The sequence below is a fragment of the Streptomyces sp. C36 genome, from assembly GCF_040932295.1.
Lineage (GTDB): Bacteria > Actinomycetota > Actinomycetes > Streptomycetales > Streptomycetaceae > Streptomyces > Streptomyces triculaminicus.
Window position 1 is genome coordinate 362,746 of record NZ_JBFQGI010000002.1, and the last position, 18,533, is coordinate 381,278.

The 18,533-nt window shown below is 71.9% G+C and carries 19 protein-coding genes; 10 read left to right on the plus strand and 9 right to left on the minus strand.

The genetic code is table 11. The annotated features are described in order from the left end of the window. Nucleotides 1–47: 47 nt before the first annotated feature. Nucleotides 48–848 carry an HAD family acid phosphatase gene (locus tag AB4K12_RS07165; protein WP_368433405.1) on the minus strand — a complete coding sequence of 267 codons (801 nt, stop codon included), beginning with the start codon at nucleotides 846–848 and terminating at the stop codon, nucleotides 48–50. Between the two features lie 151 nt (nucleotides 849–999). On the opposite strand from AB4K12_RS07165, the gene AB4K12_RS07170 reads away from it, so the two are divergent. Continuing rightward, nucleotides 1,000–2,085 (plus strand): S-(hydroxymethyl)mycothiol dehydrogenase, encoded by a 1,086-nt coding sequence (locus tag AB4K12_RS07170; protein WP_368433406.1) that lies wholly within the window; start codon nucleotides 1,000–1,002, stop codon nucleotides 2,083–2,085. Here the strand turns inward: AB4K12_RS07170 and AB4K12_RS07175 are convergent. The 5 genes from AB4K12_RS07175 to AB4K12_RS07195 all read right to left on the minus strand — a co-directional run bounded on the left by AB4K12_RS07175 (nucleotide 2,082) and on the right by AB4K12_RS07195 (nucleotide 6,675). Then, nucleotides 2,082–2,543, minus strand: a complete 462-nt coding sequence (locus tag AB4K12_RS07175; protein ID WP_368433407.1) for a DoxX family protein — start codon at nucleotides 2,541–2,543, stop codon at nucleotides 2,082–2,084. The genes AB4K12_RS07170 and AB4K12_RS07175 overlap by 4 nt on opposite strands. A gap of 59 nt (nucleotides 2,544–2,602) precedes the next feature. Then, entirely contained in the window at nucleotides 2,603–3,904 is a 1,302-nt protein-coding gene (locus AB4K12_RS07180) for a hemolysin family protein (protein WP_368433408.1), read from the minus strand. Next, nucleotides 3,901–4,398: an rRNA maturation RNase YbeY gene (ybeY, locus tag AB4K12_RS07185; protein ID WP_368433409.1), complete on the minus strand. Its 498-nt coding sequence runs from the start codon at nucleotides 4,396–4,398 to the stop codon at nucleotides 3,901–3,903. Before ybeY ends, AB4K12_RS07180 begins: the two co-directional genes overlap by 4 nt. Nucleotides 4,399–4,410: 12 nt before the next feature. Next, a complete protein-coding gene (locus AB4K12_RS07190) occupies nucleotides 4,411–5,403 on the minus strand; it encodes a PhoH family protein (protein WP_368433410.1) in 993 nt (330 codons plus the stop codon). A gap of 105 nt (nucleotides 5,404–5,508) precedes the next feature. After that, entirely contained in the window at nucleotides 5,509–6,675 is a 1,167-nt protein-coding gene (locus tag AB4K12_RS07195; protein WP_368433411.1) for a carbohydrate kinase family protein, read from the minus strand. Nucleotides 6,676–6,752: 77 nt separating this feature from the next. Between AB4K12_RS07195 and AB4K12_RS07200 the strand changes: the two genes are divergently transcribed. Then, the gene (locus AB4K12_RS07200) at nucleotides 6,753–8,099 is read left to right on the plus strand and encodes a 6-phospho-beta-glucosidase (RefSeq protein WP_368433412.1); all 1,347 of its coding nucleotides are present in this window, start codon (nucleotides 6,753–6,755) and stop codon (nucleotides 8,097–8,099) included. An 86-nt stretch (nucleotides 8,100–8,185) separates the two neighbouring features. On the opposite strand, the gene AB4K12_RS07205 is transcribed toward AB4K12_RS07200, so the two are convergent. After that, nucleotides 8,186–9,640: an MFS transporter gene (locus AB4K12_RS07205; RefSeq protein ID WP_368433413.1), complete on the minus strand. Its 1,455-nt coding sequence runs from the start codon at nucleotides 9,638–9,640 to the stop codon at nucleotides 8,186–8,188. A gap of 153 nt (nucleotides 9,641–9,793) precedes the next feature. Here AB4K12_RS07205 and AB4K12_RS07210 point away from each other — a divergent pair, with 153 nt between their 5' ends. From AB4K12_RS07210 to era, 4 genes are read left to right on the plus strand one after another with little or no spacing between them, the layout of a single operon-like run. Further along, nucleotides 9,794–10,627 (plus strand): helix-turn-helix transcriptional regulator, encoded by an 834-nt coding sequence (locus AB4K12_RS07210; protein WP_368433831.1) that lies wholly within the window; start codon nucleotides 9,794–9,796, stop codon nucleotides 10,625–10,627. A gap of 47 nt (nucleotides 10,628–10,674) precedes the next feature. Next, complete coding sequence (locus AB4K12_RS07215) at nucleotides 10,675–11,022, plus strand: cytidine deaminase (protein ID WP_368433414.1); 348 nt, start codon at nucleotides 10,675–10,677, stop codon at nucleotides 11,020–11,022. Between the two features lie 3 nt (nucleotides 11,023–11,025). After that, nucleotides 11,026–11,418: a hypothetical protein gene (locus tag AB4K12_RS07220; RefSeq protein WP_368433415.1), complete on the plus strand. Its 393-nt coding sequence runs from the start codon at nucleotides 11,026–11,028 to the stop codon at nucleotides 11,416–11,418. Between the two features lie 58 nt (nucleotides 11,419–11,476). Further along, on the plus strand, nucleotides 11,477–12,418 hold the full coding sequence (gene era / locus AB4K12_RS07225) for a GTPase Era (protein WP_368433416.1): 942 nt from the start codon (nucleotides 11,477–11,479) through the stop codon (nucleotides 12,416–12,418). Between the two features lie 37 nt (nucleotides 12,419–12,455). Here the strand turns inward: era and AB4K12_RS07230 are convergent, their stop codons facing one another. Together AB4K12_RS07230 and AB4K12_RS07235 are read right to left on the minus strand one after the other, a co-directional pair. After that, entirely contained in the window at nucleotides 12,456–12,722 is a 267-nt protein-coding gene (locus AB4K12_RS07230) for a protealysin inhibitor emfourin (RefSeq protein WP_086572840.1), read from the minus strand. Between the two features lie 39 nt (nucleotides 12,723–12,761). Further along, nucleotides 12,762–13,835 carry a M4 family metallopeptidase gene (locus tag AB4K12_RS07235; protein ID WP_368433417.1) on the minus strand — a complete coding sequence of 358 codons (1,074 nt, stop codon included), beginning with the start codon at nucleotides 13,833–13,835 and terminating at the stop codon, nucleotides 12,762–12,764. A 313-nt stretch (nucleotides 13,836–14,148) separates the two neighbouring features. Here AB4K12_RS07235 and leuA point away from each other — a divergent pair, with 313 nt between their 5' ends. From leuA to AB4K12_RS07255, 4 genes are all read left to right on the plus strand, one after another. Then, nucleotides 14,149–15,918 carry a 2-isopropylmalate synthase gene (gene leuA, locus AB4K12_RS07240; protein WP_368433418.1) on the plus strand — a complete coding sequence of 590 codons (1,770 nt, stop codon included), beginning with the start codon at nucleotides 14,149–14,151 and terminating at the stop codon, nucleotides 15,916–15,918. 199 nt (nucleotides 15,919–16,117) lie between these two features. Further along, nucleotides 16,118–16,843, plus strand: coding sequence for a TerB family tellurite resistance protein (locus AB4K12_RS07245; RefSeq protein ID WP_086572845.1), 726 nt, complete (start codon nucleotides 16,118–16,120; stop codon nucleotides 16,841–16,843). Between the two features lie 164 nt (nucleotides 16,844–17,007). Continuing rightward, entirely contained in the window at nucleotides 17,008–17,643 is a 636-nt protein-coding gene (locus AB4K12_RS07250) for a DUF4956 domain-containing protein (RefSeq protein WP_368433419.1), read from the plus strand. Next, nucleotides 17,640–18,470: a polyphosphate polymerase domain-containing protein gene (locus tag AB4K12_RS07255; protein WP_368433420.1), complete on the plus strand. Its 831-nt coding sequence runs from the start codon at nucleotides 17,640–17,642 to the stop codon at nucleotides 18,468–18,470. Before AB4K12_RS07250 ends, AB4K12_RS07255 begins: the two co-directional genes overlap by 4 nt. Nucleotides 18,471–18,533: the final 63 nt, after the last annotated feature.

Genomic DNA, 18,533 nt, shown 5'->3' on the forward strand with positions numbered 1-18,533 from the left:
GCCCGGACCCACACCTGAGGTCCGGGCCGTGCGCGGGGCCGGAGGCCTTACGGCAGGTAGTACATGGGGTTGGGCATCTTGTACGTGCGGTCGGCGTAGCCGCCCTTGAGGTCGCTGTACTGGTCGCCGAAGTTGGCGACGATGTCGAAGCCCTTGGACTCGATGTACTTGCGGGTGCCCGCCTTGTACTCGACAGTGGTGCACTTCGCGCCGCACGGGAGGTAGGCGGGCGGGGTCTGCTTGTTCTTCAGGAAGAAGTGGTTGGTGTCGGCGACGGGCTTGTAGCCGACGTTCTTGAGGTTGCGGGCGCTCCACTCGCGCTGGTGCTCGCCGCGGCCGGTGACGTAGAAGACCTCGATGCCCTGGGACTTGGCCCAGTTGACGAGCTTCGGCATGCCGAAGACGGCAGCCATGTCGGTGGACTTCAGGTACGCGTCCTGCGACTCGGGCGTGAAGTGGAAGCCCACCTGCAGCTCGTAGTTGTAGGTCAGCAGCGTGGTGTCGTCCAGGTCGAGGACGATGGCGGGCTTCTTCGCGCCCTTCTTGGCGTGGGCGTTGTTCTTGACGACCTTCTCGAGCTGGCCCTTGGCCTTCTTCTCGATGTCGGCGACCTGCTTGGCGTAGTTGCTGTCCGCCGAGGCGTAGTGCTGGCCGGAGGCGTCGACCGTGTCGCCGTAGAAGGCCTTGATCTTGTCCTGGACCTGGGTGAGGTTCGGGATCTCCTTGTCCGTACGGGGCACCGAGTGCTCGGCCGAGGCCGCGCCGGCGGTGTAGAGACCGGCGCCGACGGCCAGCGCGGCGGTGGCCGCGGCGATGCGCACGCGGGTGGACTTGAGGGAGAGCGACACTTTAGTGACTCCTGGGTAACAAGAACGGTGCAGCGCGAAGCTAGGGCTCTTGACCTGTGCCGGTCAAGGGCCCTCTACGCGCGGAGACAGATCCTTGGGCGTACCGTGACCTTGTCGGACAGACAGCGACGAGAAGGGTGGGGCGCTGACCATGGCGCAGGAAGTTCGCGGAGTCATCGCACCGGGCAAGAACGAGCCGGTCCGGGTGGAGACGATCGTCGTACCGGACCCGGGCCCCGGCGAGGCCGTGGTGAAGATCCAGGCGTGCGGCGTGTGCCACACCGACCTGCACTACAAGCAGGGCGGCATCAACGACGACTTCCCCTTCCTCCTCGGCCACGAGGCGGCGGGTGTCGTCGAGGCCGTCGGCGAGGGAGTCTCCGAGGTCGCCCCCGGCGACTTCGTCATCCTCAACTGGCGGGCCGTCTGCGGCCAGTGCCGCGCGTGTCTGCGGGGCCGCCCGCAGTACTGCTTCGCCACCCACAACGCGAAGCAGAAGATGACGCTCACCGACGGCACGGAGCTCTCGCCCGCCCTGGGCATCGGCGCCTTCGCCGAGAAGACGCTCGTGGCCGCCGGCCAGTGCACCAAGGTCGACCCCACCGTCTCCCCGGCCGTCGCCGGCCTCCTCGGCTGCGGCGTCATGGCGGGCATCGGCGCCGCGATCAACACCGGTGGGGTGGGGCGCGGCGACTCCGTCGCCGTCATCGGCTGCGGCGGCGTGGGCGACGCGGCGATCGCCGGCTCCCGCCTGGCGGGCGCGGCCCGTATCATCGCGGTCGACGTCGACGACCGCAAGCTCGAGATGGCACGCGGCATGGGCGCCACCCACACCGTCAACTCGCGGACGACCGACCCCGTCGAGGCGATCCGCGAGCTGACCGGCGGCTTCGGCGCGGACGTCGTCATCGAGGCGGTCGGCCGCCCCGAGACGTACGAGCAGGCCTTCTACGCCCGTGACCTGGCCGGCACCGTGGTCCTGGTCGGCGTGCCGACGCCGGAGATGAAGCTCGAGCTCCCGCTGCTGGACGTCTTCGGCCGGGGCGGCGCCCTGAAGTCCTCCTGGTACGGCGACTGCCTGCCCTCGCGGGACTTCCCCATGCTGATCGACCTCCACCAGCAGGGCCGCCTGGACCTGGGCGCGTTCGTCACCGAGACGATCGGGCTCGACGACGTCGAGAAGGCGTTCGAGCGCATGCACACGGGTGATGTGCTGCGGTCGGTGGTCGTCTTCTAGGCCGTCTTCCGGATCGTCTTCCGGCAGAGCCGGTCACCGGCCCGTGCGACCCGGTCACGCGGCCGCGGACGTTCCGCGGCCGCGAGCAGGAGGCCGCCCAGCATCGACATGTTCTTGAAGAAGCCGATGCGCGACTGGGCGCGCTTGCCCGGGTCGCTCTCCTTCCAGTACGCGTGAGCCGCCAGCGTCGTCGGGACGAGGCTGGCGGCCAGGGTGAGGGCGGAGAGGCGGGGCAGCCGGCCGACGGCCAGCAGGGCGCCCGCCGCCACATGGACGGCGCCGTTCAGCCGGACCAGGGCCGCCGCGTCACGGGGCAGGCCCGGGACGCGTTCGGCGATGGCCAGGGCCACCGGGGCGGCCATGTCGGCCAGCATCTCCGGGTGCTGGATCGTCTGGACGCCGCTGGTGACGAAGGCCGACGCCAGCAACGGGCGCGCGAGAGGTGTGACCACTGCCATTTCGCGTACGTTCCCGGCCCGGGCCGGGAGGAATCCCGGCCCGGACGGGATTCGCCCGGTCAGGCGTCGTCCGCCCGCACCGGCTCGACCAGCACCGTCACGATGCGGTTCCGGCGGCCGGCCGCCGCCTCGGCGGTCAGGCGCAGGGCCGCCAGGGCGGGGTCCATGCCCCGCTCGGAGAGCGGGACCTCGGCGGTCGCGCCGGCGATCGGCACCCGGCCCAGGGACTTCGCCAGCAGGCCGCCGACCGTCTCGACGTCCTCGTCGTCGAACTCCTCCAGGCCGTAGAGCCGGCCCAGGTCGCCGAGGTCGAGCCGGGCCGTGACGCGGTAGCGGTCGTCGCCGAGCTCCTCGACGGGCGGCAGCTCACGGTCGTACTCGTCGGTGATCTCGCCGACGATCTCCTCGAGGATGTCCTCGATGGTGACGATGCCGGCCGTGCCGCCGTACTCGTCGATGACGACCGCGCAGTGGTTGCGCTGCTGCTGCATCTCCCGCAGCAGGTCGCCCGCGTTCTTGGTGTCGGGCACGAAGACGGCGGGCCGCATGGCCGTGGAGACCAGCTCGCTCTCGGCGTCGCGGTTGATGTGGGTCTTGCGGACGAGGTCCTTCAGATAGACCACGCCCACCACGTCGTCCTCGTTCTCGCCGGTCACCGGTATGCGCGAGAAGCCCGAGCGCAGCGCGAGGGTGAGCGCCTGACGGATGGTCTTTCCGCGCTCGATGACGACGAGGTCCGTGCGCGGCACCATGACCTCGCGTACGAGGGTGTCGCCGAGCTCGAAGACGGAGTGGACCATGCGCCGCTCGTCGTCCTCGATCAGCGACTCCTTCTCCGCCAGGTCCACCATGGCCCGCAGCTCCGCCTCCGAGGCGAAGGGGCCCATGCGGAAGCCCTTGCCGGGGGTGAGGGCGTTGCCGATGAGGATCAGCAGCCGGGGCACCGGCCCCATGATCCGGGCGAGCGGCAGCAGCACGTACGCCGCCGCGGTGGCGGTGTTCAGGGGGTGCTGGCGGCCGATGGTGCGGGGGGAGACGCCGACGGCCACGTACGAGACGAGGACCATCACGGCGATGGCCACGGTCAGCGCCTGCCAGGTGGCGTCGAACTCCTCCAGGCAGACGTAGGTGACGAAGACGCCCGCGGCCATCTCGCACGCGACGCGGACCAGCAGCGCCACATTGAGATAGCGGGTGGGGTCGGCCGCCACGGCCATCAGCCGCGCGCTGCCGCGCCGCCCGGACCGTACGGCCTCCTCGGCCCGGAACCGGGTGGTCCGGGCGAGGCCGGCCTCGGCGCAGGCGGCGAGCCAGGCGACGACGATCAGCAGGACCGCGGCGGCGATCAGTTGGCCGGTCACGTGAAGGTCGGAGCCGGCGAGGGCCCCTCGATGCCGCGCTCGGCGCGCCAGCCGTCGATGATCGCGGCTTGGAGGCCGAACATCTCGGCCTTCTCGTCGGGCTCCTCGTGGTCGTAGCCCAGGAGGTGCAGGACCCCGTGGACGGTCAGGAGCTGGAGCTCCTCGTCCATGGAGTGCCCGGTCGGCGCCTCCTGGCCCTGGGTCTTCGCGACCTCGGGGCACAGCACGATGTCGCCGAGGAGGCCCTGCGGCGGCTCGTCGTCGTCCTTGGCCGGCGGGCGCAGCTCGTCCATGGGGAAGGACATCACATCGGTGGGCCCGGGCAGGTCCATCCACTGGATGTGGAGCTGCTCCATGGCTTCGGCGTCGACGACGATGACCGAGAGTTCGGAGAGCGGGTGGATACGCATCCGGCCGAGGGCGTAGCGGGCGACGTCGAGGATCGCCTGCTCGTCGACCTCCGTGCCGGATTCGTTGTTGACGTCGATTGCCATCGTGGTTGCGCTTTACTTTCCGTCGCGGCTGTCGTACTGCTCGTACGCGTCGACAATACGTCCCACGAGCTTGTGCCGGACGACGTCGTTGCTGGTGAGCATGGAGAAGTGGACGTCCTCGACGCCGTCGAGGATCTCCCGCACCTGGCGCAGGCCGCTCTTCGTACCGCCGGGAAGGTCGATCTGGGTGATGTCACCCGTGATGACGATCTTGGAGTCGAAGCCGAGCCGGGTCAGGAACATCTTCATCTGCTCGGGGCTGGTGTTCTGCGCCTCGTCCAGGATGATGAACGCGTCGTTCAGCGTCCGGCCGCGCATGTACGCCAGCGGCGCCACCTCGATCGTCCCGGCGGCCATCAGGCGCGGGATGGAGTCGGGGTCGAGCATGTCGTGCAGGGCGTCGTAGAGCGGCCGCAGATACGGGTCGATCTTCTCGTAGAGCGTGCCGGGCAGGAAGCCGAGCCGCTCGCCCGCCTCCACCGCCGGCCGGGTCAGGATGATGCGGTTGACCTGCTTGGACTGCAGCGCCTGGACCGCCTTGGCCATCGCCAGGTAGGTCTTTCCGGTGCCGGCCGGGCCGATGCCGAAGACGACCGTGTGCTTGTCGATGGCGTCGACATAGCGCTTCTGGTTGAGCGTCTTGGGGCGGATGGTGCGACCGCGGCTGGAGAGGATGTTCTGGGTGAGGACCTCGGCGGGGGTCTCGGCCCCCTTCTCCTCGTTCTTGAGCATGGCGATCGAGCGTTCCACCGCGTCCTCCGTCATCGGCGCCCCCGTGCGGAGCACCAGCATCATCTCGGCGAAGAGGCGCTTGACGAGAGCCACTTCCCGCTCGTCGCCCACGACGCTGACTTCATTGCCCCGTACGTGGATGTCCGCCGACGGGAAGGCGTTCTCGATCACGCGCAGGAGCGTGTCCCCGGAACCCAGGACCGTCACCATCGGGTGCTTGGCCGGGATCGTGAAGTGGGCGCTCGCCTGCGGTCGTGTGGGTGTCTGAGTCATGGGCCGGCCGTGATGGCCTGCTCATCCCCTCTTTCCTGCGTTCCGGTAGCCGAAGAACCTCGGAATACCAAGGGTACGACGGTGCCCCCGTGAGCCCGAAGGCTTTTACGGGTGCCGGAAGCCCAGCGTGGGGACGGCCCGGCGCAGCGGCCAGGGCCGGGGGGCGGCGGGCAGCAGGCCGTCGAGGAAGGCGTAGCGGCGCAGCGTGGCCGCGGACTGGTCGTTGTAGGACCGCACGTGCTGCCACCACGCGGCGATCTCCACCCAGCCGGGCGCGGACAGCGACCCCCCGAACTCCTGGACCGACAGCGCGGCGGTCAGCCCCGCGAAGGCGAGCCGGTCCGCGAGCGGCCACTCGGCGAGGGTGCCGGTGACGAAGCCCGCCACGAAGACGTCCCCCGCGCCGGTCGGGTCCAGCGCCTCCACGACGATGGCCGGCACCTCGGCGCACTCGCCCGTACGGCCGTCCACCGCGTACGCGCCCCGCTCGCCCATCGTCACCACGGCCAGCGGCACCTTGTCCGCGAGCGCGTGGGCGGCGGCCCGGGGGCAGTCGGTGCGGGTGTAGCGCATGGCCTCCTCGGCGTTGGGCAGGAACGCCTCGCAGTGCTCGAGGTCCGCGAGATCCGCCGGATCCCAGCGACCGGTGTCGTCCCAGCCCACGTCCGCGAAGACGCGGCTGCCGCGCCGGGCCGCCGTCGCGATCCACTCCTCCTCCTTGCCCGGGACCAGCAGCGCCACGCACGCCCGGGCCGGCGGCGGGCACTCGGGGACGGGCTCCGGCGGCGGGGCCTCGTGCCCGTGGGAGACCATCGTCCGCTCGCCCTCGTACGCCATGGAGACCGTGACCGGGGAGTGCCAGCCGGGCACCGTGCGCGACAGGCTCAGGTCGATGCCCTCGCCGCGCGAGAGGGACTCCCAGCAGTACTCCCCGTACATGTCGTCGCCGAAGGCCGCCGCGAGCGAGGTGCGCAGGCCCAGCCGGGCCAGGGCGGTGGCCATGTTGGCGATGCCGCCCGGGCTGGAGCCCATGCCGCGCGCCCAGGACTCCGTGCCGCGCACGGGGGCGGAGTCAAGCCCCGTGAGGATGATGTCGAGGAAAACGGTGCCGGTCAGGTAGACGTCGGTTGCCGGATCACCGTCCGAACGCAAAGCCGCCAGCGGGTCGAGGACCGGCGCCGTGCCGTCGAGGCCTTCGACGGGGGTGAACCCGCCCTGACCGGCTGCCTGCGCTGTGACACGCGGTGTCGTGTGCGGCGAATCGACCGTCATGCTCGCTCGTTGCTCCTCTCAGGGATGCACGGGTGCGGGTCCGGACAGTGTGCCCGATGCTGCGGTACGTTCCGGCCATGAGGCTGACGATTCTCGGCGGTGGCGGATTCCGGGTGCCGTTGGTGCACCGGGCCCTTCTCGACGACGCCCGGCGCGACGCGCCGGGCCGCTGTACGGAACTCGTGCTGTACGACACCGACTCGACCCGCGCCAGAGTGATCGCGTCCGTGCTGGCCGCCCAGGCCGCCGGCGTACCGGGCGCCCCGACCGTGCGCATCGCCGACGACCTCGACCAGGCGTTGCGGGGCACGGACTTCGTCTTCTCCGCCATCCGCGTCGGCGGCACGGCCGGCCGGGTGATGGACGAGCGCATCCCGCTCAGCGAAGGGGTGTTGGGACAGGAGACGGTCGGCGCGGGCGGCGTCCTCTACGGCCTGCGCACGGTCCTGGTGGCGCTCGACATCGCCGAACGGGTGGCGGCGGCGGCCCCGGACGCGTGGGTCATCAACTTCACCAACCCCGCGGGCATGGTGACCGAGGCGATGTCCGCCGTCCTCGGCGACCGCGTCATCGGCATCTGCGACTCCCCGGTGGGCCTGGTGCGCCGCGCCACCCGCGCCGTGGGCGCCGACCCCGACCGGGTGACCTTCGACTACGTGGGCCTCAACCACCTCGGGTGGCTCAGGACGTTGGAGATGGGCGGACGGGACCTGCTGCCCGGCCTGCTCGCCGACGAACAGGCGCTCGACTCCTTCGAGGAGGGCAAGCTCTTCGGCGCCGACTGGCTGCGGGCCCTGGGCGCCCTGCCCAACGAATACCTGCACTACTACTACTTCCGCCGCGAGACCCTGCGCTCGGTGCGGGAGGCCGCCAAGACCCGCGGCGAGTTCCTCGACCAGCAGCAGAGCGGCTTCTTCGAGGAGGCCGCCGCCGCCCCGCACCGCTCGCACGAACTGTGGGAGCGCACCCGGCTGCAGCGCGAGGTGACGTACATGGCCGAGAGCCGCGCCGCCAGCGGCGGCTGGCAGCGCGACACCTGCGACCTGGACGGCGGCGGCTACGACCGCGTGGCCCTGGCCCTGATGCGGGCCGTCGCCGGCGACGAGGGCGCCCGCCTGATCCTCAACGTCCGCAACGGCACGACCGTCCCGGCGCTGGACCCCGAGGCCGTCATCGAGACGGTCTGCGTCGTGGACGCCAAGGGCGCCCGCCCGCTGCCGTGCGCGCCCCTGCGGGAGGACCAGCTGGGGCTGATGCTGCAGCTCAAGGCCGTCGAACGGGCCGCCATCCAGGCCGCCGTCCACGAGGACCGCGACGCGGCCCTGCGCGCCCTGGCGCTGCACCCGCTGGTGGACTCCCCGGCGGTGGCGGCGCGCATCCTGGCCCGGGCCCACGGCGCGAAGCCCGTGGCCACGGTGAGGTAGGAACCCGCCCGCGGGCGAACGCACGGACGCCGGGCGGGCCGCTCCCGCGACCCGCCCGGCTCCCGGCCGCACCCCGCGCGGCGCCGTCAGCGCGCGGCCCGCGCCCGCGCGCCGCGCAGCCCCACCGCCGTCAGGACCGCCACCACGGCCACCACGGCCGCGTCCACGCCGAGCCCCAGCCGCACGCCCCCCAGCGTCGCGGAGGCGAACGACGAACCGCCGTCCCGCAGGGCGCTGACATGGGCCGACGCCAGAGCGCTCAGCAGCGGGATGCCGATGGTGAGGCCCACCTGCTGCGAGCTGGTGACCAGACCCGAGGCCAGGCCCTGCTCCGCGTCCTTCAGGCCCGAGGTCGCCGTCACCCCGTAGGCGACGATCGCCCACAGGTGACCGACGCAGCCCAGCGAGACGGCGACGAGCGCCAGCAGCGCGCCGGAGGACAGGCCCACACCCAGCAGGGCCGCCGTGAAGACCGCCTGGATCACCAGGCCGGTGACCAGCGTGCGGTGGGCGCCCAGCCGGGCGATGACCTTGGGAGCGGTCATGCCGGCGACGACCGCGAGGAGACCCTGGACGCCGAAGACCAGGCCCGTGCGGAAGGCGGAGAGCCCCAGCACCTCCTGCAGGTACAGGGTGAGCAGGAAGACGACCGAGCTCATCATCGCGAACGTCATCAGGCCGGCCAGATTGCCCCAGGCGACCGTGCGCCGCCGCAGCATCGCCAGGGACACCAGCGGCTCGGCCGCCCGCGACTCGACGACCACGAAGGCCACCAGCAGCAGCACCCCCGCCACCAGCGTCACAAGCACGTCCGCACCGCCGAAGCCCCGCTGCGCCGCCGTCGACAGCGCGTAGATCAGGGCCAGCAGGCCACCGGTCACGGTCACCGCGCCCGGCACGTCCAGCCGCGGCCGGCCGGGGTGCCGGGACTCGGTGAGCAGGCCGGGAGCCGTCAGCAGCACCAGCGCGCCCGCCACCGCGAGCAGCCCCATCGTCGAGCGCCAGCCCAGCGCGTCGGTCATCACACCGCCGAGCAGCATGCCGACGGTGAAGCCCAGCGACAGCAGCGTGCCGCTGATGCCCAGCGCCTTCTCGCGCTCCGGCCCCTCGGCGAACGTCGTGGTCAGCAGGGACATGCCGGTGGGAACGAGCACGGCCGCACCCATGCCCTGCAGGGCCCGCCCGGCCAGGAAGGACGCCGGATCCCAGGCGAGCGTGGCGAGCACCGAGGCCGCGGTGAACAGGCCCAGGCCCAGCAGGAAGAGCCGGCGCCGCCCGTACAGGTCGGCGATCCGGCCGAAGAACAGCAGGAAGCCGCCGGACGGCAGCGCGAACGCGGTCACCGCCCACTGCAGGTCGGCCTGGCCCATGCCCAGGTCGTCGCCGAGGACGGGCAGCGCCACGTTCAGGATGGAGAAGTCGAGCGCGACGATGAACTGCGCGGCGCACAGCACCAGCAGGATCAGCCTCGAGCGGCCGGACAGGACAGGGACAGGGGTGGGGGTGGGGGCTTCCGCCCGGATGGGGGTGTCGATCGCCATGACCCCACCTTCCGGCGGCCGGAACAACCATGGGGAGTGCGTGCTTATGGTGGTGGCCGCACCACCAGGCAAGGGGGAGAGTTGACCATCGCGTCGCAGGAAGCACACACCGCCGCCAAACCACGCCGCCGCCAGGAGCTGCGCGACTTCCTGATGAGCCGTCGGGCCAGGGTCTCCCCGGCGGAGGCCGGCCTGCCGGACGGCGGGGGCCGCCGCCGCACACCGGGGCTGCGCCGCGAGGAGGTCGCGGTCCTGGCCGGCGTGGGCGCCTCCTGGTACCAGTGGCTCGAGCAGGGGCGCGACATCACCGTCTCACCGCAGGTGCTCGACGCGGTCGCGCGCGTCCTGCGCCTGGACGGGCCCGAGCGCCGCCACCTGTACGTCCTGGCGGGACTCAACCCCCCGCTGCCGGAGTCCACGCACGGCTCGGACTACCTCTGCGACGCGCTCGTCCGCCTGATCGACGGCTGGCTGCCCTCGCCCGCCCACATCATGGACCAGTACTGGAACATGATCTGCTTCAACGAGGCCGCCGGCCTGGTCCTCGGCTTCCGCCCCAAGCAGCGGCACAACTGCCTCGTCGACTACTTCACCGACCCCGTCTACCGCTCGCGCGCCGCGAACTGGGAGCAGAACGCGCCCCGCGTCGTCGCCCAGTACCGCGCCGCCTGCTCCGAGCGCCCCGGCGACGAGGGCTTCGAGGCCGTCGTCACGGAGACCGCCGCACTCAGCCCGGAGTTCGCCGAGCTGTGGGCGCGCGGCGACGTACAGCCCGGCGGCCTGCTGACCAAGGAGATCGAGCACCCGCTGGTGGGCCCGCTCTTCCTGGAGAGCACCCAGCTGCGCGTCCCGGCCCGCCCCGACCTCACGATCGTGCTGCACAACCCGGTCCCCGGCAGCGGCACGGCCGAGAAGGTGGCCCTGCTGAGCTCGCCCGAGGGACGGCGCGGCGCGATGCGCTCGGTGACCGGCGAGGCGGCCGGCTGACCCGGCCGGCCGATCCGGCCCCGCGGGGCGGCTTCTATGCTCCGGGTATGACGGATGCCCTGGACCCCGAAGACCGCAAGCTCCTCACGCTCGCCCGCGCCACCCGCGCCCGCAACGCCGTCCCCGAGGGCGCGGCCGTCCGCGACGAGACCGGCCGTACGTACGTCGCCGGGACCGTCGCCCTGGACTCGCTGCGGCTGAGCGCCCTGCGCACGGCCGTGGCGATGGCCGTGGCCAGCGGCGCGAGGTCCCTCGAGGCCGCGGCCGTGGTCTCCGAGGCGGACACCGTCCCCGACGCCGACCGCGCCGCCGTACGGGACCTGGGCGGCGCCGGCACCCCGGTCCTGCTCGCGGGCCCCGACGGCACCCTGCGCGACACCCTCGCCGCGGGCTGACCCATGGCACGCCCCCGGACCTCGCCCCGCGCCGCCTGGTTCGGCTGCGCGGTGTCGGCCGCCCTCACGCTCACCCTGGTCGTCGACTGGGCGGGCGGCGAGGGCTTCAGCTGGACGAAGGCCGCCTGGCTGCTCGTCCTGTGGCCGCACGCCGTGGGCGAGCTGCTGCGGGCACGCGGCCACGACCGGGCCGCCGGCCGCGCCGACGCCGCGCGGGACTGGAGCCCGTTCCCGGCCACCGCCGTCCTGTGGACCGGACTCGTCCTGGGCTGGACGCGCGGCGAGGGCACCGACTGGTTCGCTCTGGCGGCGGCCCTGCTGCTGCCCGCCGCCGGGATCGTGTGGCTCGTCCGCTCGGCGGCCGGGCGGCGCCCGCGCCGGGCCCGGGCGTATTGATCACGCGGGCCGGGGCCGCTGGTCGGCGGGGCGTGGACGATCGGGGAGAATGTGAGGCATGGACAACGCCTCCGCTCCCTCCCAGGCCCCCCACCGCGCGGGCTTCGCGTGCTTCGTCGGCCGCCCCAACGCGGGCAAGTCGACCCTGACCAACGCACTGGTGGGGACGAAGGTCGCGATCACCTCGAACCGCCCGCAGACCACCCGCCACACCGTGCGCGGCATCGTGCACCGCCCGGACGCCCAGCTCGTCCTCGTGGACACCCCCGGTCTGCACAAGCCGCGCACCCTGCTCGGCGAGCGGCTCAACGACGTCGTGCGGACCACGTGGGCCGAGGTCGACGTGATCGGCTTCTGCCTGCCGGCCGACCAGAAGCTCGGGCCGGGTGACAAGTTCATCGCCAAGGAGCTCGCGGGGATCAAGAAGACCCCGAAGATCGCGATCGTCACCAAGACGGACCTGGTCGAGTCCAAGCAGCTCGCCGAGCAGCTGATCGCCATCCAGCAGCTGGGCGAGGAGCTGGGCATCCAGTGGGCGCAGATCGTCCCGGTCTCGGCCGTCGGCGACAAGCAGGTCTCCCTGCTGGCCGACCTGATCGCCCCGATGCTGCCGGAGAGCCCGCCGCTCTACCCCGAGGGCGACCTCACCGACGAGCCCGAGCAGGTCATGGTCGCCGAGCTGATCCGCGAGGCCGCCCTGGAGGGCGTCCGGGACGAGCTGCCGCACTCCATCGCCGTCGTGGTCGAGGAGATGCTGCCGCGCGAGGACCGGCCCAAGGACAAGCCGCTGCTGGACATCCACGCCAACGTCTACATCGAGCGCCCCAGCCAGAAGGGCATCATCATCGGCCCCAAGGGCGCCCGACTGAAGGAGGTCGGCATGAAGTCCCGCAAGCACATCGAGGCGCTCCTGGGCACGCCGGTCTACCTCGACCTGCACGTCAAGGTCGCCAAGGACTGGCAGCGCGACCCCAAGCAGCTGCGGAAGCTGGGCTTCTAGATCCAGCAGTTCCGTAGTTCCAGTAGATCTACCGGAACTACGCCCCTTCCTTGAGAACCGTGCGGATCAGTTCGCGCTGTTCCTCGGTGAGGTGCGGGTCGGCGAGGTGGACCGAGCGGCCGTCCACGTTGATCTCGTAGTGGAAGCCGTCCGGCACCCCCCTCGCCGGCATGTCCCGGCCCGGCGCGAGCGCGCGGTGGGCCAGGGCCTCCAGATGCGTGGCGTCGGGCCGGCCGCAGGTGTCCAGCTCGGCCCGGCGCTCGATGCCGGCGAAGCCGCCGGTACGGGTGATGACGATACGCATGCTGTCACCTCTACCCCCTCGGCGGCGGTCTACCGGCCGCTAGGCCGTGGGGACGCCCACCTGGCGCCATGCCTCCAGCACGGCCTTGACCGCGTCACCCTCGCCGTACAGGGTCCGGGCCGAGGCCACGGTCAGCCGGGCGAAGTCCGCGAACTGGGCGTCGTCCGCCAGCTCGCCCCCGGTCAGCGTGGCGTACCAGATCCTTCCGGCCCGCTCCCAGGCGTTGCCGCCGAGGGCGGTGGCCAGCAGGTAGAAGGCGTGGTTGGGGATGCCGGAATTGATGTGCACGCCGCCGTTGTCCCGGCTGGTGCGGACGTAGTCGTCCATGGTGGCGGGCTGTGGGTCCTTGCCGAGGACGTCGTCGTCGTAGGCGGTGCCGGGGGCCTTCATCGAGCGCAGGGCCGAGCCCTTGTCCACCCCCGGGCCCAGCAGGCCCGCCCCGATCAGCCAGTCCGCCTGGTCGGCGGACTGCCCGAGGGCGTACTGCTTGATCAGCGATCCGAAGACGTCCGCGAGGGATTCGTTCAGCGCGCCGGACTGGCCGTAGTACTCGAGATTCGCCGTGTGCTGGACCACGCCGTGGGTGAGTTCGTGGCCGATGACATCCACTGGAATGGTGAAGTCCAGAAAGACGTCGCCGTCGCCGTCTCCGAAGACCATCTGCTCGCCGTCCCAGAAGGCGTTGTTGTATTTCCGTCCGTAATGGACGGTGGCGTTCAGCGGCAGGCCCGCGTCGTCGATGGAATGCCGGCCGTAGACCTTCAGATAGAGATCGAAAGTGGCCCCGAGACCGGCGTGGGCCCGGTTGACGGTGGCGTCCTTGCTCGGCGCCTCGCCCTCGGCGTGCACCTTGGTGCCCGGCAGGGTCTCGTGGCAGCGGGCGTCGTAGATCGTGCGCCGGGGCGTGTCGGAGGGGGTGCCGGCCGAGGAGTCCGCGTAGACCCCGCGGAGGGCGGTGACGCGGCGGCGGGTGCGCAGGGAGCCGTCGTGCTCCAGGGTGCGGCGGGCGGGTTCGTAGAGCCGGGGGTCGTCGGTCTGGGCGAGGCGGTCGAGGACGTGCGGCGGAATGATGGTGCAGAAAACCGTCTTCTCTGACTTCTCTGATTCGGCCATGCGTGCAATCTGGCACCGGCCCCCGGCCTTGTCATTGGCCGATGCCGCGATTAACACAAACGAGTGGCGGGGTTCCTCTCCGGCTATCGCCGGGAGATGCCCCCATCCCGCATGCTGGAACGCCCCTACAGCCCCTTCGGAACCTCGCGTAGTCTGCTGTGCATCATGCGTGACGTGCTGCTTCTTCTTAGCTGCCGCGGCGAGGGCCTGTAGACATAGGCCGACCCCCTCCCCGCGGAGTTCGGCGTTGCGCAGACGCCTCGGAGAACAGACGTCGGCCGTATCCCGCGGATCACCGAGGAGCCCTCCGCAGATGTCCGAGTTCGCCCTGTCCGTCGGCCGCCCCACGCCCGTCACCGCCGCCACCGTCACCCAGCGGCCCTCCGGGATGCCGGTCCACAAGTACCGCCCCTACGAGGCCGTGGACATCGCCGGCCGCACCTGGCCGGACAACCGCATCACCGCCGCGCCCCGCTGGCTGTCGACCGACCTGCGCGACGGCAACCAGGCGCTGATCGACCCCATGTCGCCCGCCCGCAAGCGCGAGATGTTCGACCTGCTGGTCCGCATGGGCTACAAGGAGATCGAGGTCGGCTTCCCCTCGTCCGGGGCCACGGACTTCGAGTTCGTACGGTCGATCATCGAGGACGGCGCGATCCCCGAGGACGTGACGATCTCCGTCCTGACCCAGGCGCGCGAGGAGCTGATCGAGCGCACGGTCGAGTCGCTGCGCGGCGCCCACCGCGCCACGGTCCACCTCTACAACGCCACCGCCCCGGTCTTCCGGCGGGTCGTCTTCCGCGGCTCGCGGGAGCAGGTGAAGCAGATCGCGGTGGACGGCACCCGGCTGGTGATGGAGTACGCCGAGAAGATCCTCGGCGACGAGACCGTCTTCGGGTACCAGTACAGCCCGGAGATCTTCACCGACACCGAGCTGGACTTCGCCCTGGAGGTCTGCGAGGGCGTCATGGACGTCTGGCAGCCCGAGGCCGGCCGGGAGATCATCCTGAACCTGCCGGCGACCGTCGAGCGCTCGACCCCCTCCACCCACGCCGACCGCTTCGAGTGGATGTCGCGCAACCTGTCGCGGCGCGAGTTCGTCTGTCTGTCCGCCCACCCGCACAACGACCGGGGCACCGCCGTCGCCGCCGCCGAGCTGGCGGTCATGGCCGGCGCGGACCGCGTGGAGGGCTGCCTGTTCGGCCAGGGCGAGCGCACCGGCAACGTCGACCTGGTCACCCTGGGCATGAACCTCTTCTCCCAGGGCGTCGACCCGCAGATCGACTTCTCGCAGATCGACGAGGTCCGCCGCACCGCCGAGTACTGCAGCCAGATGGAGGTCCACCCGCGCCACCCCTACGCGGGCGACCTGGTCTACACCGCCTTCTCCGGCTCCCACCAGGACGCCATCAAGAAGGGCTTCGAGGCGATGGAGGCCGACGCGGCCGCCGCCGGGAAGACCGTGGACGACATCGAGTGGGCGGTCCCCTACCTGCCCATCGACCCCAAGGACGTCGGCCGTTCGTACGAGGCCGTCATCCGCGTCAACTCGCAGTCGGGCAAGGGCGGCATCGCCTACGTCCTGAAGAACGACCACAAGCTGGACCTGCCGCGCCGGATGCAGATCGAGTTCTCGAGGATCATCCAGAACAAGACCGACGCCGAGGGCGGCGAGGTCACCCCGCAGGAGATCTGGTCCGTCTTCCGGGACGAGTACCTGCCCACGGACGACAACCCCTGGGGCCGGATCACGCTGCGCTCCGCCCAGACCTCCACCACCAGCGAGGGCACGGACGCGCTGACCGTCGAGGCCTTCGTGGACGGGACGGAGACGGTCCTGACGGGTACGGGCAACGGCCCGATCTCCGCGTTCTTCGACGCGCTGGCCGACACCGGCGTCGACGCCCGCCTGCTGGACTACAGCGAGCACACCATGAGCGAGGGTGCCAGCGCTCAGGCGGCCTCGTACATCGAGTGCGTGATCGACGGCACGGTGCTGTGGGGCATCGGCATCGACCCCAACACCACCCGCGCCTCGATCAAGGCCGTCGTGTCGGCGGTGAACCGGGCGTACCGCGGCTGACGGGGGCGGTCCCCGGTCGTCAGACGGTCCGGCCGTCAACGTCGCGCCGCCGAAAGCACCGCATCCGGGTGGGATCGCCGGTGCTTTCGGCCGCGAGCCGCGTCCCCGTGTGTGACGGGGTACTGACGCAGCATCACGGATGTGGCTAACATCACGTCAACGCGGCGACGAGGCCGTGGCGTTATGGAGGTGCGCCGTGATGCACGCGCAAGGCCGACACAGCCCGGACCGGTGTGTGGTGGGCGTACGCACCGTATGGCGCACCGTCGGGGACGGCGAGTTCTTCTGCCCGGGCTGCGGCGGCGACCGCAACTACCACCGCCGCACGGGCCGCCGTCGCCTTGTCGCCTTCGGGGTGCCGCTGCTGCCGCGCGGGCCGGTGGGGCCCATCGTCGAATGCACGGCCTGCCGGGGCCGGTTCGCGATGGACGTCCTGGACCACCCGACCACGACCCGCTTCTCGGCGATGCTGCGCGACGCCGTGCACACCGTCGCCCTGGCGGTGCTGGCCGCGGGCGGCACGGAGGCCCGTACGGTCCGGCGCGCGGCGGTGGGCGCGGTGCGGGCGGCCGGCTTCGCCGACTGCAGCGAGGAGCAGCTCGTCACGCTGATCGAGGCGCTCGCCGCGGACACCGGGCGGCTGCCGGGGCGGTACGCGCCGCCGCCGGACGGCGCGAGCCGCGACGGCTTCGACCCGTGCGGCACGGCCCTGGCCATCGAGCTCCACGAGTCCCTGGAGCCCCTGGCGCCCCACCTGGCTCCGGCCGGGCGGGAGTCGATCCTGCTGCAGGGGGCCCGCATCGCCCTGGCGGACGGACCCTACCGCCCCGCCGAGCGCGAGGTGCTGGCGACGGTGGGGCGGGCGCTGCTGCTGTGTCCGGAGGACACCGACCGACTGCTGGCGGCGGCCCGTACTCCCTCGTAGCGGTCGCGTCGCAAGAGCGCGAATCGGGACGTGATCCCTACGGATCCGGTCAGGTGTCCCACGCGTTCGTCAAGAATCCGCATCGTTTCCCTGAGTAGCCGACGGTGTTCATCCAGAGTTTCCCTCGAGTTCGTGATCGTTCGATCGCACAGAGAGAGGGAGCGATGGAAACCGTGCGTCATCTCGCCGCGCATCTGGGGCTGGACCTGGTCGCCGTGGGCCTGCTGACCTTCGCGATCTACTACCCGCGGCACCGGCGGCGGGACCTGGTGCCCGCGTATCTCGCGCTGAACGTCGCGCTGTTCACGGTGGTCGCGGCCCTCGCCGAGGTGGGCGGCAACGGCGGCCTCGCGCTCGGCTTCGGTCTCTTCGGAGTCCTGTCGATCATCAGGCTCCGCTCGGACGCCGTCCAGCACGAGGAGGTCGCCTACTACTTCACCACCCTCGTCCTCGGCCTGGTCTGCGGGCTGCCCCACCTCGCCGTCGGCCTCGCCGCCGCGCTCAGCGCGATCCTGCTGCTGGTGGTCTACGGCGCCGACCACCCCCGGCTGTACGCGCGCTCGCGCCGCTCGGTGATCACCCTCGACACCGTGCACGCCGACCCGGCCGCCCTGCGCGCCGACCTCGCCCGGCGGCTCGGCGAGCCGCTGCACTGGACGGTCATGGAGATCGACTACGTCCGCGACCTGACCGTCGTCGACGTCCGTTACCGCGAGCCCGAGCCCGGCACCCCGCCACGGGCCGAGGCCGCCGGCCGGCCCGTCCGCCAGGCCACGGCCCCCTCCTGGGAGACGGTGTGAGCGCCCCGGCCCCCGCCCTCGCCGCCCCGGCGGCGGCGAGAGCCGTCGAGGAGGCCGCCGGGGCCGCCCGGCCGATCGGCCTGGAGGAGGTCACCGCGCGCGCCGAGCTGCTCACCCGCTTCGACCGCAGCTATCTCGTCCCCGCCGACACGTTCGTCCAGGTCGTCGCGCGCCTCACGGACCCGCACCGCCCCGGCGGCCCCTTCCGCGCCCTGACCATCGACGGCCACCGCGCCTTCGGCTACCACTCCGTCTACTACGACACCCCCGCCCTGCGCTCCTTCCACGACCACCGGCAGGGCCGCCGGCTGCGCTTCAAGATCCGCGAGCGCGTCTATCAGGAATCGGGGGAGCGGCAGTTCGAGATCAAGCTCAAGGGGCGGCGCGGCGACACCGTCAAGCACCGCCGGCCGCTGACCGGCGCGGACGCCCCGCTGGACGACCCCTGCCAGGCCTTCCTCGCCGCCACCCTGCGCGAGGCGTACGGCATAGAGGCCCCCGAGGCGCTCACCCCCTCCCTGAGCACCGACTACCGGCGGGCGACGTTCGTGGCCGACGGCGAGCGCGTCACCTGCGACGCCGGGCTGCTCTGCACCGACCTGCGCACCGGGCGGACCGTGCGCTGCGACGACGGCCTGGTGCTGGTGGAGACCAAGAGCGCGGGCCACCTGACGGAGACGGACCTGCTGCTGAACGACCACGGAGTGCGCCCCGCCGTCTTCACCAAGTACTGCGGCGCCTACGCCGCCCTGCGCCCCGCCCTGCCCGCCAACCGCTGGCGCCGCGCCGCCCACCGCGCCTTCCCGGACGGCGCCGGGCACCCCTGACCCGGGCGCCCCCGGGCCCCGACGCCCCTGGACCCGGGCGCCCGTCGCGTACGGGACAATGCA

What these genes read in the sequence shown, in the direction of transcription:
- era (WP_368433416.1), top strand. Translation starts at nt 11,477, where the DNA reads ATGGACAACGCCTCCGCTCCCTCCCAGGCCCCCCACCGCGCGGGCTTC.
- leuA (WP_368433418.1), top strand. Translation starts at nt 14,149, where the DNA reads ATGTCCGAGTTCGCCCTGTCCGTCGGCCGCCCCACGCCCGTCACCGCC.
- AB4K12_RS07230 (WP_086572840.1), bottom strand. Translation starts at nt 12,722, where the DNA reads ATGCGTATCGTCATCACCCGTACCGGCGGCTTCGCCGGCATCGAGCGC.
- AB4K12_RS07250 (WP_368433419.1), top strand. Translation starts at nt 17,008, where the DNA reads ATGGAAACCGTGCGTCATCTCGCCGCGCATCTGGGGCTGGACCTGGTC.
- AB4K12_RS07220 (WP_368433415.1), top strand. Translation starts at nt 11,026, where the DNA reads ATGGCACGCCCCCGGACCTCGCCCCGCGCCGCCTGGTTCGGCTGCGCG.
- AB4K12_RS07215 (WP_368433414.1), top strand. Translation starts at nt 10,675, where the DNA reads ATGACGGATGCCCTGGACCCCGAAGACCGCAAGCTCCTCACGCTCGCC.
- AB4K12_RS07170 (WP_368433406.1), top strand. Translation starts at nt 1,000, where the DNA reads ATGGCGCAGGAAGTTCGCGGAGTCATCGCACCGGGCAAGAACGAGCCG.
- AB4K12_RS07200 (WP_368433412.1), top strand. Translation starts at nt 6,753, where the DNA reads ATGAGGCTGACGATTCTCGGCGGTGGCGGATTCCGGGTGCCGTTGGTG.
- AB4K12_RS07175 (WP_368433407.1), bottom strand. Translation starts at nt 2,543, where the DNA reads ATGGCAGTGGTCACACCTCTCGCGCGCCCGTTGCTGGCGTCGGCCTTC.
- AB4K12_RS07190 (WP_368433410.1), bottom strand. Translation starts at nt 5,403, where the DNA reads ATGACTCAGACACCCACACGACCGCAGGCGAGCGCCCACTTCACGATC.
- AB4K12_RS07195 (WP_368433411.1), bottom strand. Translation starts at nt 6,675, where the DNA reads ATGACGGTCGATTCGCCGCACACGACACCGCGTGTCACAGCGCAGGCA.
- AB4K12_RS07210 (WP_368433831.1), top strand. Translation starts at nt 9,794, where the DNA reads ATGAGCCGTCGGGCCAGGGTCTCCCCGGCGGAGGCCGGCCTGCCGGAC.
- ybeY (WP_368433409.1), bottom strand. Translation starts at nt 4,398, where the DNA reads ATGGCAATCGACGTCAACAACGAATCCGGCACGGAGGTCGACGAGCAG.
- AB4K12_RS07205 (WP_368433413.1), bottom strand. Translation starts at nt 9,640, where the DNA reads ATGGCGATCGACACCCCCATCCGGGCGGAAGCCCCCACCCCCACCCCT.
- AB4K12_RS07245 (WP_086572845.1), top strand. Translation starts at nt 16,118, where the DNA reads ATGCACGCGCAAGGCCGACACAGCCCGGACCGGTGTGTGGTGGGCGTA.
- AB4K12_RS07235 (WP_368433417.1), bottom strand. Translation starts at nt 13,835, where the DNA reads ATGGCCGAATCAGAGAAGTCAGAGAAGACGGTTTTCTGCACCATCATT.